The sequence below is a fragment of the Schaalia odontolytica genome (assembly GCF_005696695.1).
Taxonomy (GTDB): Bacteria; Actinomycetota; Actinomycetes; order Actinomycetales; family Actinomycetaceae; genus Pauljensenia; species Pauljensenia odontolytica_C.
Map to the genome: position 1 here is coordinate 2,238,960 of NZ_CP040006.1, position 13,854 is coordinate 2,252,813.

Here is a 13,854-nt window from a genome sequence, read left to right on the forward strand (position 1 = left end):
AACGGCACCGGGGTGTGGCGCAGCTTGGTAGCGCGCTTCGTTCGGGACGAAGAGGCCGTGGGTTCAAATCCCGCCACCCCGACCGGTAGTCGCCGGGACCGAAAGGTCCCGGCGACTTTTGTATAGGCGCTATGCTCAGAATCACTGACCAATGGGTCGAAAGAGCATAATCGCCCATTAGACTGAGGTCGTACCCATCACTCACTTTGAGGAGAATCTTTATGAAGCGTCGTCTTGCAGCAGCTCTGCTCATCGTCACGCTCCCCCTGGGCATGGCAGCATGCCACGGCACGAAGTCCCGCAAGGCCACTCCGAGCACCCCGGCGCCCGCGGCGACCGCCAGCGCTGATCCGACGCAGGCCCCCGGTCCGACCCAGGCCCCCGCCGCCACGCAGGCCCCCGGCAACTCCAGCCAGTCCGTCGACCAGGCTTGCGGCCTGATCACGGACCAGATGAAGACTTTTACCACGAGCTTCGACAGCGTCAATGACGAGGTGAAGCAGAAAGCAATCGTTGACACCACCATCGAGACGCTCAACTCGCCGAAGATCACCAACCCTGAGGTCAAGCAGGCTTCCAGCAACGTGGCCACTGTCCTGACGGACATCCTGGCCTACGGCAAGAAGTACGAGTCGAACCCGAGCGCTGCCGATCAGAACGAGGCCAACGAGCTCATCGCGCGCCTCGGCACCTCGCTACTCTCGCTGAACGACCTCTGCCCCGGGATTGTGGAGAAGTGACGCACACCTACGTCATCTCACCGATCAGGTAGTAGATGGAGGGGCGGCCCATCGGGCCGCCCCTCCAACGCTATGTTCGACTCAGTGACTAATCAGTGCTGGTATCCGCACTTGTTGAACAGTTCCGTCTGCTTCGCGCTGAGATCCTCCATAATCTTCTGGTATTCCTCGAGCTTCTGGACGTCCATGCTCATCGGATCCGCCTTCAGAACACCCGAGTTGTCAGCAGCGGCACGCCATCCAGCAGCGACCTGATCGACGGACTCTTTAATCTCCTTGTTGGTGATCTTCTTAGAGGCCTCTTCGTAGGTGGTGGCAAACGTGGTGTAGGTGTCGGCGATGTTGGCAGCGTCACCATTCTGTGCTGAATTCACGAGGGCGAGGCCCGCGTCATTGAGAGGCTTCTCGAGCAGCTTGCAGGCGTCAGCCTTCGACTGGGACCCACACGCGGCCATGCCGAGAGGGAGAAGGGTCACGAGGATCGCGGCGGCGATGCGGCGCTTCATATGTTTGCTCCTTGATGTGTTGATGATGGATGCTCTTCGAGCCTATCGACCTACGAGAGCCTGACTCAACGGTCAGAGCGTGCCTCTGCTCACACATCGAAAGGCCATAAATATCGACACACACGAACGGTGACCACGGATGACCAACAGCCATCATAATTACCCTCTCAAATTGAGCAAGAGTGCCGACTCGCGACCTCCGTCGACGATCTCACCAACCTGTGCAGCGTGGACAAGTAAGCAACCACTGACTCATGGCAACGCAGGAGGGGCGGCCCGACGGGCCGCCCCTCCTCGCTGTCTAATCGACCGATAACCGGTGCTGGGGATCAGCGCCCCCGCGCCCCGACCTCGTCGATTCAGGCCGCTCCGCCGTTCTTCCAGCGACGGAAGAACATGGCAAGCAGCGCGCCGGAGAGGTTGTGCCACACAGAGAACACAGCCGCCGGGAGCGCGGTCTCCGGGGTGTGGCGCAGCTTGGTAGCGCGCTTCGTTCGGGACGAAGAGGCCGTGGGTTCAAATCCCGCCACCCCGACCGGTAGTCGCCGGGACCGTTTGGTCCCGGCGACTTTTGTATAGGCGCTATGCTCAGAATCACTGACCAATGGGTCGAAAGAGCGCGATCGCCCATTAGACTGAGGTCGTACCCATCACTCACTTTGAGGAGAATCTTTATGAAGCGTCGTCTTGCAGCAGCTCTGCTCATCATCACGCTCCCCCTGGGCATGGCAGCATGCCACGGCACGAAGTCCCGCGAGGCCACCCCGAGCACCCCGGCACCCGCCGCAACCGCCAACGCCAACCCGTCGCAGGCCCCCGGCGCTTCCAACCAGTCCGTCGACGAGGCCTGCGGCGTTGTGCAGACCCAGATGAAGCCATACATCGACGCCGGCAACAACGACTCCAGCAACACCGCGCAGCAACTGATAGCTGCTGAATCCACCATCAACGGCCTGAATTCTGCGCAGATCGGCAACCCCGACGTGAAGCAGGCGGCCAGCAAGTTTGCCGCGGCCCTCACGGATGGGATTAACTTCAGCAAGAAGTACGGGCCAAACCCGCCTGCCGCCAACCAGCAAGAGTATAAGCGATTGGTGCAGAACCTGATCGACTCCGTGGCCTCTCTGCAAAAGCTGTGCCCCAGCATCCAGTTGTACTGACGCTCGCCTGAACATTCATTCATCGATCACGTAGTGTTGGAGGGGCGGCCCGATGGGCCGCCCCTCCTCACTCAACGCCCGCACGCGGGCACATACATCTGATGTTGCTCGTCAGCGCGCGTTGCACACCGTCTCAAGCGACGACATTGACGTCGCGAGGTTCGTGTACAGATCCATAGCCTCAGTCATCTGCTCTTGCGAAGGTTCGTCTCCCACCGTCTTGGCGAAATCAGCGAGAGCCTGAGCACTATCGCCCGCAGCCACCGCAGCAGCCTTCACTTCCGAGTTGGTAATCTCGTCAGACTTCAGGACAGTCGCAACGCTGCTCATACCCTGGACCATGTCTTCCGTGTTGCTCGGATCAAGGCCATCAATTGCCTTGACGGCCTTGTCATTGATGATCTGACAGGCAGCCTGCTTGGACTGCCCACCACAGGCGGCCAGGCTCAGGGGCAGCAGTGCAACGAGGCTCGTCATCTACTCAGTTGAGAACCGGACGCGGGGACCAGTGCTCGTCCCGCCCCGGCCTCGTCTATTTAGGCCTGTCCGCCGTTCTTCCAGCGACGGAAGAACATGGCCAGCAGCGCGCCGGACAGGTTATGCCACACGGAGAACACAGCTGCCGGGAGCGCGGTCTCCGGGGTGGAGGCGAAGTGGGTCTTCGCCAGCGTCGCGGCCAGCGCCGAATTCTGCATGCCGACCTCGATTGCGGTCGTGCGCGCCGCCTTGTCGGAGCCACGGCCGACGCGTCCGGCCAGGTAGCCGAAAAGGTAGCCCAGGAGGTTGTGGCAGATGACAACCGCAATGATGAGAGCGCCAGACGTCAGGATCTTGTTAACCGAGCCAGACACGACGACCAGCAGCACGTAGCAGATACCGAACACGGAAATCCAGGGGAGAAGCGGCAGGATCTTCTCCACGAACTTGCCAGCGACGAAGCGCACGATGAAGCCGCCCAGGACGGGGGCGAGAACCATCAGCAGGATGTTCTTCGCCATCGCCGCGCCATCCACCGGCATGCGATTACCCACCAGCCAGGCGGTGAGCAGCGGCGTCATGAGGGGTGCGAGCAGCGTCGAGATCGAGGTCATGGTGACCGACAGCGCGACGTCAGCCTTCGCCAGGTAGGAGATCACGTTCGAGGCCGTACCACCGGGCGCACAGCCGACGAGGATGACGCCGACCGCGACCGCGTCGGGCAGACCAAACACGTAGCACAGGGCCCAACCGACGAGGGGCATGATCAGGTACTGGGCGACAACACCCACGAGCACGGGCAGCGGACGCTTGACGATAAGCCCAAAGTCGGGCAGCGTCAGGGTCAGGCCCATGCCGAACATGATGACACCGAGCGCCCAGTTAACGCCGGGGGCCAGCGGCTTGAAGGTGTCGGGCGTGATCATAGCGATCGCGAAGGCCGCCAGGATCAGCAGCGGGAAGACCGTGACGGCGATGCGCGCACTTCGGTCTTCGGAGGAAAGGACGGGGGATTGAGTTGTAACTGCGTCTGATGTGGACATGCCACCATATTTCACCGCTCGTTGTATTTTTCCCGCTTCAGTCTCACGTTATGACCCTCCCAGTATTGAGCCTCACAGGAGTACTTCACTAAGCTAAGGCTATGCACAGTGCAGCGCCGCAGACTCACTCAACGCCCGAACGCACCGCGGAGAGCTCCCCCAACCGCCCATCGGGGCGCCTCCAGGGGTGCCCGAAGCCGCGCCACCACAACAATCCCCGCATGCGTAAGCTTGCCCGCGACGGCTGGATCTCGGACCAGCATGGCGCGTGGACGATGATGGCTTTCCCGCCGCTGCTCGGGTGGGCGCTGTCCTTCACCTTCTCCTGGACGGTCTTCCTCATGCTGGTGTCGTGGGCGATGGCATTCCAGATGTTCTCCGCCGTGTGCCTGTGGGTGAAAACGCCCGCCAAGCGCCGCTCCCGCATTGCCCCCGCGGTCCTGACCTACGGCGTGCTCGCGGCGCTCCCCGGCGCCACCCTCCTGGCACTGCGCCCACAGCTGCTATGGTGGGCGATCGCTTTCGCACCCCTGGCCTCGTCCGCGATCTACCTTGTGTGGAAGGGCCGCGAGCGCTCCCTGGGCGCCCGTGCGGCCTCGATCCTGGCGGGCAACATCATGGGCCCCGTGGCGTTCTCGCTGGCGATCGCTGATGGTTCACCGTCTGCGGTGACCCTCCACGCATGGGCGACGTGCGCCGCGTTCGGCCTGCACTACATCGGCACAGTTCCGCTGGTTCGTTCGATGATCCGAGGCCGCAAGGACCCGCGCTGGGCGATGGGTTCCACGCTGCTGCACGCTGCGTTCACGCTGTGCGCGGCCGTGGGGTGGTGGTTCGGCGCGCTGACGATCTGGCCCGTCCTCATGTGGGCGTGCCTGACCGCGCGCGCGTGGGTCATGCCGACGCTGAACCGGACCCGCGCGCGTCCCTTCTCACCCAAGCTGATCGGCTTCAGCGAGCTCGGCTGGTCGCTTCTCCTCATCGCCTCGCTGCTGATCCCGTAATCCACTGCACCCCGGTGGGTGGTCGTGGGCGCGTCCGTTTCGTCGGGCGCGCCCATTCGCATGCTGACCCTACGCGCCGACGCCCGCGGTGCGCGCGAATTCAGCGGCCACGGACAGGAAGCGGTCGTTCTGCTCGCGCGAGCCGACCGAGACTCGCACGCCCACGCGGAAGGGGCGCACGATGAGGCCGACGCGCGCGCATGCCTCGACGAGGCCGTAGACGTCGCCGCGGATCAGGTAGAAGTTCGACTGGCTGTCGGGGATGTCGTAGCCGAGTGCGCGCAGGGCCGGGATGATGCGCTCGCGCTCGGCGATGATCTCGGCGACCGCGCGCTGCACGCCCTCGGCGTCCTTCAGGGAGGCGAGGGCCGCGGCGAGGGCAAGGGAGCTGACGCCGAAGGGGACGAGGAGAGCCTGGATCGCGCCGATCACCTCGGGATCGCCGATGGCGTAGCCGACGCGCACGCCGGCCAGGGCGTGCGCCTTGGAGAACGTGCGCATGACGATGACGTTGGGGTGTTCTTCGATGAGGGGGACCGCTGTGCGCACGCCGGGCTTGGTCGCGAAGTCGATGTAGGCCTCGTCGACGATGACCATGACGTCATCGGGGACGTCGGCGACGAAACCGGCGATCTCCTCGTAGGTGAGGGCCGGGCCGGTCGGGTTGTTGGGCGAGCAGACGATGACGGCGACGGTGTCGGGCGTGATCGCGGCGCGCATGGCGTCGAGGTCGTGGGTGGCGTCCGGGAGGAGCTCAACGGGCACGGGTTCGCCGCCCACGGAGGGAATGGCGATCGGGTAGGACTCGAAGGAGCGCCAGGGGAAGACGACCTGGCTGCCGGGCTGGCAGACGGCGGACAGTGCGGCGACGAGGATCGCCGAAGAACCAGTACCCACACACACCTGGTCGGCACCGACGCCGAAGCGCTGCGCGAGGGCCTCGCGCAGGGGCGCGGCCGTCAGGTCGGGGTAGCGGTTGATCGTCTCGAGCTCGCGGGCGATCGCCTCAAGCACCGCTGGGCTGGGCGGCGTCGGCATCTCGTTGGAGGAGATTTTGACGGCGTCGGGCGCGGTCTTGCTGGGAACGTAGCGAGGCAGGGAGGCGACGGCGGGACGGATGCGCAGGTTGGTCATGTGTGTAGTCCTATCCCATGGACTTGGACCGTGCAAGCATCATCCCACTGCGCAAGAATGGAGAAATGGACTTTATTGCTCGTTTATTGGCCACGATGGCCGGCCTGTGGGTGACGACCCGCGTGGTCTCGTCGATCTCGATCGAGTCGTCGTCGGCGTCGCAAACCGTCATCGTTCTGGCGGCCGTCGCCCTCGTGTTCACTGCGGTGAACTCGATCATCAAGCCTGTGGTGACGACGCTGGCATTCCCCCTGTACCTCCTCACTTTCGGCCTGTTTGCCCTGGTGACGAACTCTCTGCTCTTCGCGCTGACGGGGTGGCTGTCCACGTCGCTCGGATTCCCCATGACGACGGGCGGCTTCTGGTCCTGCCTGTTCGGCGCGGTCATCACCTCCGTGGTGTCCTCGATCGTCTCGGGCATCCTGCGGGATAAGAAAGACAAGCGGGACTGACTCGGCTCCCCTCTCCGTCGAGGCGCATTACCCCTGGGTAATGCGCCTCGTTTGATAGTGGTGGATGGTGGTCTGCGTGTCCTGGGTGAGGCCGAGCGCCTGGGTGCGGCGGGCCTCGGCGGCCGCCAGCGCGCTCAGGCCCGGATCGGACGAGGCCCGGGCGGCGTCCAGGGTGCTTCTTATTTCATCCACGTACAGCGGCGCGCTGTGCGAGGAGGGAACCGGATCTTCGGGGTGAGCCGCGGCCTCGTAGTCGTGGAACCTGACGGTCGTCACGTTGTCCCCACGGGTCGCGTTCCCGTCCAGACCGGGAACGATGTCGCCCGAGTTTTCGTAGGAGAGGACGGGCACGTCGCTGGGCGCAACCGTCGCCGTGGGCGAGCCGGCGGTAACGACCGAGACGACGTTGTAGCGTGCGCGCACGGCGGGGTCGGCGGCCAGCTGAGCCGCCATGATGCCGCCCTGCGAGTGGCCGGCAAACTCGACGGCTTCCTCGGGCGGGATACCGGCCGCCTCCATGGCTTCCATGATCGCGTCGAGCTGATCCGAGGCCATTCCCGCCACGCCCTGCAGGTTGGTGGTCATGTCCTGAGGGCCCGACTGCCCGATGGCAAACGATTGGGTGCCTCGAATGTCGACGGTCCACGAGCGGGTCGTCGTGCCATCCTCCCCCACAGTCACGTGTTCCTCGATGGCGATCTCTCCGTTGTCAGCATCGCCCCCGTGCATGTCGACGATGTGCTCGATGGTGTCGGCACTGGTGGCGACGCCCTCGTAGTGGGTGTCGGGTGCCGCGTCGGGCATGGCCGCGAGCGCGGACTGGGTGCGTGCGTCGAGGACACGCGAGGGCATCAGGGAGCCCAGTCCGTTGGGCCGAATGCGGGCATCGCCGTCCGTGCCTCGAACGATGACCCCGCAGCTGACTCCATGGCCCCAGCGGAAGTCAACGAGCCCCAGGTACGCAAGGAAGGGCGCGGCGAGCGCGGCCATCCCGGACGCCGATTGCGTGGACGTCGAGTTCAGATCCTGGCTGACTCCCAGCCCGGACAGCGCACCTGCGACCCCTCGGTAGACGGGCGAGGAGTTGACGTCCAGGGCGAACCTACCGAGGTCGCGCTGAAACAATGCCCCAGATTCCGCATCTCCGTGCCGCGCGAAGGTGATGCCGTCGATCACGGTGTCACATAGGTCTTTCTCTGCCGCCAACACCGCGAAGCCGGGCATAAGAACGGTGGGCAGCCAGGGGACCCCCGCGCTCGCGGAGGCATCCTGAAACCCGTGGTAGAACGCCACGCCACCGGTGGCCAGGGCGCCGCCTGGCGAGAGGGCGAACGCTCCGAGGCTTCGCCAGCTGAGCTGCGCTCCCAACGGGCTGCCGGGTACGGCCTCCCACAGGGAGGCAGCCGCGTTCGCATCCGCGTACGTGAGGGCCGCGTCCTGCATCTTCCATCGCAGGTCGTCAACGCTGGACTGAAGGGCGTCGAGGGCGCTCAGGGCGGCGCTAATCGCGCCTATGAGGCCAGCCGCCGTCTCCGGGGCAAAAATCGAGGCCAGGTCGGCCTCGGCGAGGGCGGCGTTGAGCGCGAGGCGCGCGGGCCCAATCGAGAGGTTCTCTTCGTACGTGACGAGGGTATGCGTGGCGCACAGCTCGTTGACGTCGACGCTGAAGGAGCCCGAGGACACGGACACGTGTCGGTTCGGATCGAAAGCCACGGTCACCACGCTCCGAGCATGACGAGTTCGGGATGAAGTACGGCTGATTCGGCGGACTCGGCAAGGCTGCGCGCGAGGCCCTGCGTCCGCTCCGTATCAAAGGCTGGGACGAGGTCGAGGGCCTGTTGGATCTGGTCGAGGACTGCCTGAGCGCCGGCGACGACCTCGCCGCAGCGCGCCCGGTATGAGTCACCCCCTACTCCCGTCCACTGCGGGCACGACGCACCCGCGAGTACCCCGCGCAGGCCGTCGACGAGGCCCTGGGCGGCTTGGAGAGACAGGCCTGGGCTGGTCGGATCGAGGATCATGGTGTCTCCCATCATCGGAAGAGTCGTTACTTGTCCTCGCACGCTACGCCGCCCCACTCCCCCACCACCAGCCGCGCAGCGCCGCCTGTGGATAACCACCCGACGCCACCCACCCCTGTGGACGACACGCCCGGGGACGTCACGCGCCCACCCGCCCAGCCCCGGCCTCGTACGTTACCCACGCCACGAACCGCCGAGCGGACTGGGCGTCCCGATGGCCCCTCGTTCTGGGAAGATAGGGGTATGAGCGACACGATGACACTGTTCTCCACTGCCCACGGATATTCGGACCTGGCGGGCGGGGGTGAACCGCTCAGCCCCCTGGACGGCCGCTACCGCGCGGTGGCCGCGCCCCTGGCGAACTACCTGTCCGAGGCGGGCCTGAACCGCGCGCGCGTGCACGTCGAGATCGAGTGGCTGATTTTCCTGCTCGACAACTCGGTCCTGCCGGGAGCACCCACGTTGACCGACGCCGAGCGCGACTACCTGCGCGCCCTCACGCGCGACTTCGGCGCCGACCACATCAAGCGCCTAGGCGAGTTCGAGGCCGTTACCCGCCACGACGTCAAGGCCGTCGAGTACCTGATCGGCGAATACCTCGAGGCGGCCTCCGAGAAGCTGGGCGAGGGCACGAATCTGCCGTCGCTACGCGAGGTCGTCCACATCTTCTGCACCTCCGAGGACATCAACAACCTGGCGTACGCGCTGACGATCAAGGCCGCGACCGAGCAGGTGTGGCTGCCCGCGATCCGCGCGCTCCTGGATCGCCTGCGCGGCCTCGCCGAGGCCGGGGCGGCCGTCCCGATGCTGGCGCACACGCACGGACAGCCGGCAACCCCCGTGACGATCGGCAAGGAGATGGCTGTGTTCGCGCACCGCCTGTCCCGCCAGATCAAGCGCGTCGAGGCCACGGAGTACCTGGGCAAGATCAATGGCGCGACGGGCACGTGGGCCGCGCACGTCGTGTCGGTGCCGGGTGCGGATTGGCCGACGCTGGCTCGCTCTTTCGTGGAGGGCCTGGGCCTGACGTGGAACCCGCTGACCACGCAGATTGATTCGCACGACTGGCAGGCCGAGCTGTACGCGGACGTGGCGCGCGCTGGTCGTATCGCCCACAACCTGGCGACGGACGCGTGGACCTACATTTCGATGGATTACTTCCACCAGAACCTGGCGGCGCAGGGCTCGACGGGATCGTCGACGATGCCGCACAAGGTCAACCCGATTCGCTTCGAGAACGCGGAGGCGAACCTGGAGGTGTCGAACGCGCTGCTGGATTCCCTGGGCGCGACGCTGGTGACCAGCCGCATGCAGCGCGACCTGACGGATTCGACGACGCAGCGCAACGTGGGCGTCGCGTTTGGTCACGCGGTACTGGCCTATGACAACCTGGTGCGCGGCCTGGATGGCATCGAGATCAACGCTGCTCGCATGGCGCAGGATTTGGACGCGAATTGGGCGGTGCTCGGCGAGGCCGTCCAGCAGGCGATGCGCGCCGCCGCGATCGCGGGCGCGACCGGCATGGCGAACCCGTACGAGCGCCTTAAGGAGCTGACGCGCGGCCACGAGGTGGGCGCGGAAGACATGCGCGAGTTCATCGCTGGCCTGGGTCTTCCGGCCGAGGTGGAGGAGCGCCTCCTTGCGCTGACCCCCGCGACCTACATCGGCCTGTCCGAGCGCCTGGCGCGCTGGGAGGCCTGAACTCTATCGGTTGGGGCGGCGGGTGCGCGGTTGGTCCGCGCCTCGCCGCCCGTGCCGTTTCTCGACTATATCGACGAGGCCGGGGCAGGTTTACGAGCCTGACTGGGCACCGCTCTGGTAGCCAGTCTGCGAATCGGACTGGGTGCCGGATTGTGGGGTGACGTGGGCACCCGGGGTGAGCGTGGGGACCGGGTGCAGGTCGGGGTCCGTGTTGTCGCTGACCGTCACGTGCACACCCGGGAACGCCTCCTCCACCGACGGCAAAACGAACTGACCGGGATCATTCAGAGCGTGAGAGGTCGGCAGGCACGCGGAGTAGGATCTCATCTCGATACCGGTCTCGGTGTACTTAAACTGAGCGGAGTTACCGTCATTGTCCGTGAAGTAGATCTTCCGGCTCCCATCTTCACGGAAGTCGTCTTGCATCCACAGACCAGACGTACCGTCACGCCGGTGAGTGTTGACGACCTCCCCAAGCCGATCAAAGGAGATCTGCGGAGCCACCGTGCTGTAGCCAACGACCCGATAGCCTTGCGTGTTGTCGATCCCGCACGCCTGCACGTAGGGCAGGCCCATCACCGTCAGCTCGCCGCCCGTCTCGGCGGCCACCTGCCCGGCCATGCGCGACAGCTCCGGCAGCTGACGGCTCATGTACTCCTCGAAGCTCACACGCTGAGGGAAGGGAACGAGCTTACCTTGACGCGGCATCACCGCATCCCACCCATACAAACCGGCCACTACCACGGCCGCCGCGAGACCAACACGCGCTGGCGTCCACTTCATGGCTCTCAACTCCCCGACTTCTTATCAGAGCCCGTCGTCACCTGACGGAAAATCAACGGGTTCCTCTGCTTATTCGCGTCGAACGCGTCAACTATCGTTACCCGAGAGAACAACTCCTCGGGCTCAGGAAAACGAAGACGCTGAGACATTCCGTCAGGCTGCGCCGCGGGCAGGCACCCTGAATCAAAGAAGACAGAGATCGTATCGTCCTCCAAGTGGTAGAAACTGAGCACATTACCATCTTGGTCACCAACATCGACGCTACGCTTCTTTTCCTTGTCCCGAGGAACAGGATCAGTCGAATAGCTGAACCCGTAGCGCTGAGCACCGTCTGCGACAACCCGGGTCAGATCCTCATAATCCATCAACGGGATGTAATAGCGGGCCAAACGAATCTCAAACCCATTCGACGTGGGACCGCAGCTCCATACGTAAGGCTTCTCACCGACTCCGAGTGTTCCTCCCGCTTCCACCGCGACATCCTCAACGATGCTCATGTACCGAGGCACGGTCTCGTCGATGAATACCTCCATCGTCTGACGCTCAGAGTTAGACTCACCCTCGTCACCGCGCCCAAAATACTGACTCGCATCATTGGAAAGCCCCGGCACGCACGCCGCCAGAAGCAACGAGGCACAGCCGGCGCCCAGCAGCGTGACCAGCCGTTTCCGGCTCATTGCCTCTCCTTCTTACCCACGATGACCTTACCGATATCTTCGAGGGCATAGTTATGTTTGCCTTCCTTGTCCGGTTTATGGAAATACGAGGAGTGATTCCCATCAGGCCTGTGCCATATGCCGTGTTTGTATCCTTCTCCCCCACTCGTATCTCCCGAGAGGTGCCCGATTCCTTCCAGGTGCTCGGGGTTGCGCCCAAAGGTACTGTCAGGCCCAATTCCCCGAACCGGATCAAGGTGTGGGGTCGCCGAGACCCACGTGTGGTCTGCGTCCACCCCCAACGTCCCGACGGCGCTCACCCCTGCGCCCGGGGAACCCGTGTACACAAGCTCATCGACGACGCCCTCTCCGATGTCGCGCATCGCAATGCCCGCAGTCGTCGACCCGTATGAATGCGGAATGATGCTCTGGTGCACGTCCAGTCCCCGCTCTGAGCGCCACGAGTGGATTCCCGTCACGAAGCCGTTCAGCTTCTCAGCTCCAGCCTCGGCTTTGTCGATCGACGTGACAGACGTGTCCCACGTCTTCACTATGTCCGGCGGAGCTTCGTAGCCTATCCAGGCGATGGTAGCCACGCTCCCATCGGTAGGAGCTCCATATGTGTCCGCCGCCCACTTGAGATTCTTCGCGAACTCGACATTGAGCCTGCCATTATCGCGAAAATTCGAGCCCATCCCCGGCACGAACGTCGCCACGTGCTGCGCGTTGTCGACGTCACCGATGGCGATTGCGGCACGGACGTTTTCACCAAGATTCCCCGGTTCAAGGACAAGGAGCGTCGCCCCAGCATTGCTACCGAGCTGCTCCGAAATAGCGTTCAGATCCGCCAAGCGATTCTGGAGATTCTCCTGCTTGTCGAGAAGGTCCGATGAGACCTCCTGTCCATTTTCACGCATACGGTCTATCTCTTGGTTCAGTTCGTCAAGTTCGTTCTGGGTCTTTTCAATCAGACCCGTTCCCGGAATACGATTTCCCGCGGCATCTACGTGTCCGTTCAACGCAAGCTCATTTGCCCTCGCCCGCGAGGCCATGTCGATTCCATTGAGATTGCCGTACTTTTCGGGATCCTTGTTGATGAGCGCCTCGCGCTCGGACTCCGACAGGAGTGCCCACCACACGGAGACCTCCTCGGGACTCCACGCGGGGTCGGCGTCGTCGGCCAAGCCCGCAGACGCCGAGTGGCGCCCCTCAGCTAGGACATACCGACCGTCGGCCAACGCCTGATAACGTGGCCCCACCGTTTCCTCGGCTTCCGTCGCAATTCTCACTGCATCGTCAATACAATCGCGCAGCTCGTCGAACTTACGCGGCACCGGCTCAAACCTCTTGTCAAGCGCATCTGGTTCAATGAGGCCACTCTCCGGAATGTCATACCCAACTTCTGCCGCGACCTCCCACGCGGACTTCCGCTTCGCCACGACCCGGCTCACGTACCCGTGCAGCTCCGCGGTCGCCAGCGCGTATTCAGTGAGTTCATTGAGGCACGAGTCCAGCTTGTCCTGGATCTCGGTGAGCCGCTCACGCATCCGGTCGGGACCCTCGCCCTGAGATCGGATATCGTTCGCAGCATGCTCGAGGTCAGCGATGATCTCGCGCGCCTCGCGCACCTCGGCCTCGATGAGGTCCTCGGCCTCCTCCACGTAGCTGAGTTCCCAGCTCTGAATGTCCGCCCAGGTCGCCATTACTGCTCCTCCCTCATGCGCAGCAGGTCGTCCATCGTCATCGCCGGGCCGCCGTGGTCGGTGTGCTGGAAGCTCACCGCAGCTTTATTTTCGGTTGCGTTATAGGCGTTGATCGAGTCGTTCACGGACTGGGAGAAATCGTCCAGGTCACGCGTCAGTGCGATGACCGCCTCGTCGATCGTCTCGCCGGCGCCGCGTCCCTGCCCCGCGAGCGGACTCCCGCCCACTGCGGATGAAATGTAGTCGCCCGCCGTCGCGACGGTCACCGACTGCAGTCTGCTGGACAGGTCTCTCGTGCGGTCGCGCAGGGCTTCGAGGTCCCCCTCTTCGATGACAAGATCGCCGGCCATGATGCTCCTTCGACGTCACTTCGGTGCTGTTAAGCCAGACCCTACCAAACGGTCATAAGGCGAACAACAGCGCCCCCCAAGGGGCGGGACACCCCGCCTCGTCAAAGGAACGAGGCCGACTCTC

The 13,854-nt window shown here is 64.2% G+C and carries 15 protein-coding genes, 2 tRNA genes and 1 pseudogene; 7 read left to right on the forward strand and 11 right to left on the reverse strand.

The window, feature by feature from the left end:
- Positions 1 to 8 precede the first annotated feature (8 nt).
- Positions 9 to 82 (forward strand) — tRNA-Pro (locus tag FBF35_RS09930).
- 139 nt (positions 83 to 221) lie between these two features.
- On the forward strand, positions 222 to 740 hold the full coding sequence (locus FBF35_RS09935) for a hypothetical protein (RefSeq protein ID WP_060565956.1): 519 nt from the start codon (positions 222 to 224) through the stop codon (positions 738 to 740).
- Positions 741 to 832: 92 nt separating this feature from the next.
- Here the strand turns inward: FBF35_RS09935 and FBF35_RS09940 are convergent, their stop codons facing one another.
- Both FBF35_RS09940 and FBF35_RS10675 read right to left on the reverse strand, forming a co-directional pair.
- Positions 833 to 1,246: a hypothetical protein gene (locus FBF35_RS09940; protein ID WP_204373166.1), complete on the reverse strand. Its 414-nt coding sequence runs from the start codon at positions 1,244 to 1,246 to the stop codon at positions 833 to 835.
- Between the two features lie 359 nt (positions 1,247 to 1,605).
- Positions 1,606 to 1,719: pseudogene (locus tag FBF35_RS10675) on the reverse strand (bile acid:sodium symporter family protein); the annotation flags it as partial.
- Here FBF35_RS10675 and FBF35_RS09950 point away from each other — a divergent pair.
- Both FBF35_RS09950 and FBF35_RS09955 read left to right on the forward strand, forming a co-directional pair.
- A tRNA-Pro gene (locus FBF35_RS09950) sits at positions 1,708 to 1,781 on the forward strand. The pseudogene FBF35_RS10675 and the gene FBF35_RS09950 overlap by 12 nt on opposite strands.
- A 139-nt stretch (positions 1,782 to 1,920) precedes the next feature.
- A complete protein-coding gene (locus FBF35_RS09955; protein WP_060565957.1) occupies positions 1,921 to 2,406 on the forward strand; it encodes a hypothetical protein in 486 nt (161 codons plus the stop codon).
- Positions 2,407 to 2,517: 111 nt separating this feature from the next.
- Here FBF35_RS09955 and FBF35_RS09960 read toward each other — a convergent pair whose 3' ends face one another.
- Both FBF35_RS09960 and FBF35_RS09965 read right to left on the reverse strand, forming a co-directional pair.
- On the reverse strand, positions 2,518 to 2,883 hold the full coding sequence (locus FBF35_RS09960) for a hypothetical protein (protein ID WP_060565958.1): 366 nt from the start codon (positions 2,881 to 2,883) through the stop codon (positions 2,518 to 2,520).
- A gap of 59 nt (positions 2,884 to 2,942) precedes the next feature.
- On the reverse strand, positions 2,943 to 3,926 hold the full coding sequence (locus tag FBF35_RS09965) for a bile acid:sodium symporter family protein (RefSeq protein ID WP_060565959.1): 984 nt from the start codon (positions 3,924 to 3,926) through the stop codon (positions 2,943 to 2,945).
- 221 nt (positions 3,927 to 4,147) lie between these two features.
- On the opposite strand from FBF35_RS09965, the gene FBF35_RS09970 reads away from it, so the two are divergent.
- Complete coding sequence (locus FBF35_RS09970; protein WP_060565960.1) at positions 4,148 to 4,930, forward strand: YwiC-like family protein; 783 nt, start codon at positions 4,148 to 4,150, stop codon at positions 4,928 to 4,930.
- 69 nt (positions 4,931 to 4,999) lie between these two features.
- On the opposite strand, the gene hisC is transcribed toward FBF35_RS09970, so the two are convergent.
- Positions 5,000 to 6,064 carry a histidinol-phosphate transaminase gene (hisC, locus tag FBF35_RS09975; RefSeq protein WP_060565961.1) on the reverse strand — a complete coding sequence of 355 codons (1,065 nt, stop codon included), beginning with the start codon at positions 6,062 to 6,064 and terminating at the stop codon, positions 5,000 to 5,002.
- A 65-nt stretch (positions 6,065 to 6,129) separates the two neighbouring features.
- Here hisC and FBF35_RS09980 point away from each other — a divergent pair, with 65 nt between their 5' ends.
- The gene (locus FBF35_RS09980; protein ID WP_048672739.1) at positions 6,130 to 6,516 is read left to right on the forward strand and encodes a phage holin family protein; all 387 of its coding nucleotides are present in this window, start codon (positions 6,130 to 6,132) and stop codon (positions 6,514 to 6,516) included.
- A gap of 27 nt (positions 6,517 to 6,543) precedes the next feature.
- Here the strand turns inward: FBF35_RS09980 and FBF35_RS09985 are convergent, their stop codons facing one another.
- Positions 6,544 to 8,238, reverse strand: a complete 1,695-nt coding sequence (locus FBF35_RS09985; RefSeq protein ID WP_060565962.1) for an alpha/beta hydrolase — start codon at positions 8,236 to 8,238, stop codon at positions 6,544 to 6,546.
- Entirely contained in the window at positions 8,232 to 8,552 is a 321-nt protein-coding gene (locus FBF35_RS09990) for a hypothetical protein (RefSeq protein ID WP_060565963.1), read from the reverse strand. The genes FBF35_RS09985 and FBF35_RS09990 overlap by 7 nt, the downstream gene beginning before the upstream one ends.
- Before the next feature lie 228 nt (positions 8,553 to 8,780).
- On the opposite strand from FBF35_RS09990, the gene purB reads away from it, so the two are divergent.
- Positions 8,781 to 10,238, forward strand: coding sequence for an adenylosuccinate lyase (purB, locus tag FBF35_RS09995; protein ID WP_060565964.1), 1,458 nt, complete (start codon positions 8,781 to 8,783; stop codon positions 10,236 to 10,238).
- 90 nt (positions 10,239 to 10,328) lie between these two features.
- Here purB and FBF35_RS10000 read toward each other — a convergent pair whose 3' ends face one another.
- Genes FBF35_RS10000 through FBF35_RS10015 form a run of 4 tightly spaced genes read right to left on the reverse strand, consistent with a single transcriptional unit; the run spans position 10,329 to position 13,730 of the window.
- Complete coding sequence (locus FBF35_RS10000; protein WP_060565965.1) at positions 10,329 to 11,021, reverse strand: DUF4853 domain-containing protein; 693 nt, start codon at positions 11,019 to 11,021, stop codon at positions 10,329 to 10,331.
- 5 nt (positions 11,022 to 11,026) lie between these two features.
- Positions 11,027 to 11,698: a DUF4853 domain-containing protein gene (locus tag FBF35_RS10005; protein WP_060565966.1), complete on the reverse strand. Its 672-nt coding sequence runs from the start codon at positions 11,696 to 11,698 to the stop codon at positions 11,027 to 11,029.
- Positions 11,695 to 13,380, reverse strand: a complete 1,686-nt coding sequence (locus FBF35_RS10010) for an alpha/beta hydrolase (RefSeq protein ID WP_060565967.1) — start codon at positions 13,378 to 13,380, stop codon at positions 11,695 to 11,697. Before FBF35_RS10010 ends, FBF35_RS10005 begins: the two co-directional genes overlap by 4 nt.
- Positions 13,380 to 13,730 (reverse strand): hypothetical protein, encoded by a 351-nt coding sequence (locus FBF35_RS10015; RefSeq protein ID WP_060565968.1) that lies wholly within the window; start codon positions 13,728 to 13,730, stop codon positions 13,380 to 13,382. Before FBF35_RS10015 ends, FBF35_RS10010 begins: the two co-directional genes overlap by 1 nt.
- Positions 13,731 to 13,854: the final 124 nt, after the last annotated feature.

Excerpts from the sequence above, each read along its gene's own strand:
- FBF35_RS09935 (WP_060565956.1), top strand. The coding sequence starts at position 222 with ATGAAGCGTCGTCTTGCAGCAGCTCTGCTCATCGTCACGCTCCCCCTG.
- FBF35_RS09940 (WP_204373166.1), bottom strand. The coding sequence starts at position 1,246 with ATGAAGCGCCGCATCGCCGCCGCGATCCTCGTGACCCTTCTCCCTCTC.
- FBF35_RS09955 (WP_060565957.1), top strand. The coding sequence starts at position 1,921 with ATGAAGCGTCGTCTTGCAGCAGCTCTGCTCATCATCACGCTCCCCCTG.
- FBF35_RS09960 (WP_060565958.1), bottom strand. The coding sequence starts at position 2,883 with ATGACGAGCCTCGTTGCACTGCTGCCCCTGAGCCTGGCCGCCTGTGGT.
- FBF35_RS09965 (WP_060565959.1), bottom strand. The coding sequence starts at position 3,926 with ATGTCCACATCAGACGCAGTTACAACTCAATCCCCCGTCCTTTCCTCC.
- FBF35_RS09970 (WP_060565960.1), top strand. The coding sequence starts at position 4,148 with ATGCGTAAGCTTGCCCGCGACGGCTGGATCTCGGACCAGCATGGCGCG.
- hisC (WP_060565961.1), bottom strand. The coding sequence starts at position 6,064 with ATGACCAACCTGCGCATCCGTCCCGCCGTCGCCTCCCTGCCTCGCTAC.
- FBF35_RS09980 (WP_048672739.1), top strand. The coding sequence starts at position 6,130 with ATGGACTTTATTGCTCGTTTATTGGCCACGATGGCCGGCCTGTGGGTG.
- FBF35_RS09990 (WP_060565963.1), bottom strand. The coding sequence starts at position 8,552 with ATGATGGGAGACACCATGATCCTCGATCCGACCAGCCCAGGCCTGTCT.
- purB (WP_060565964.1), top strand. The coding sequence starts at position 8,781 with ATGAGCGACACGATGACACTGTTCTCCACTGCCCACGGATATTCGGAC.
- FBF35_RS10000 (WP_060565965.1), bottom strand. The coding sequence starts at position 11,021 with ATGAAGTGGACGCCAGCGCGTGTTGGTCTCGCGGCGGCCGTGGTAGTG.
- FBF35_RS10005 (WP_060565966.1), bottom strand. The coding sequence starts at position 11,698 with ATGAGCCGGAAACGGCTGGTCACGCTGCTGGGCGCCGGCTGTGCCTCG.
- FBF35_RS10010 (WP_060565967.1), bottom strand. The coding sequence starts at position 13,380 with ATGGCGACCTGGGCGGACATTCAGAGCTGGGAACTCAGCTACGTGGAG.
- FBF35_RS10015 (WP_060565968.1), bottom strand. The coding sequence starts at position 13,730 with ATGGCCGGCGATCTTGTCATCGAAGAGGGGGACCTCGAAGCCCTGCGC.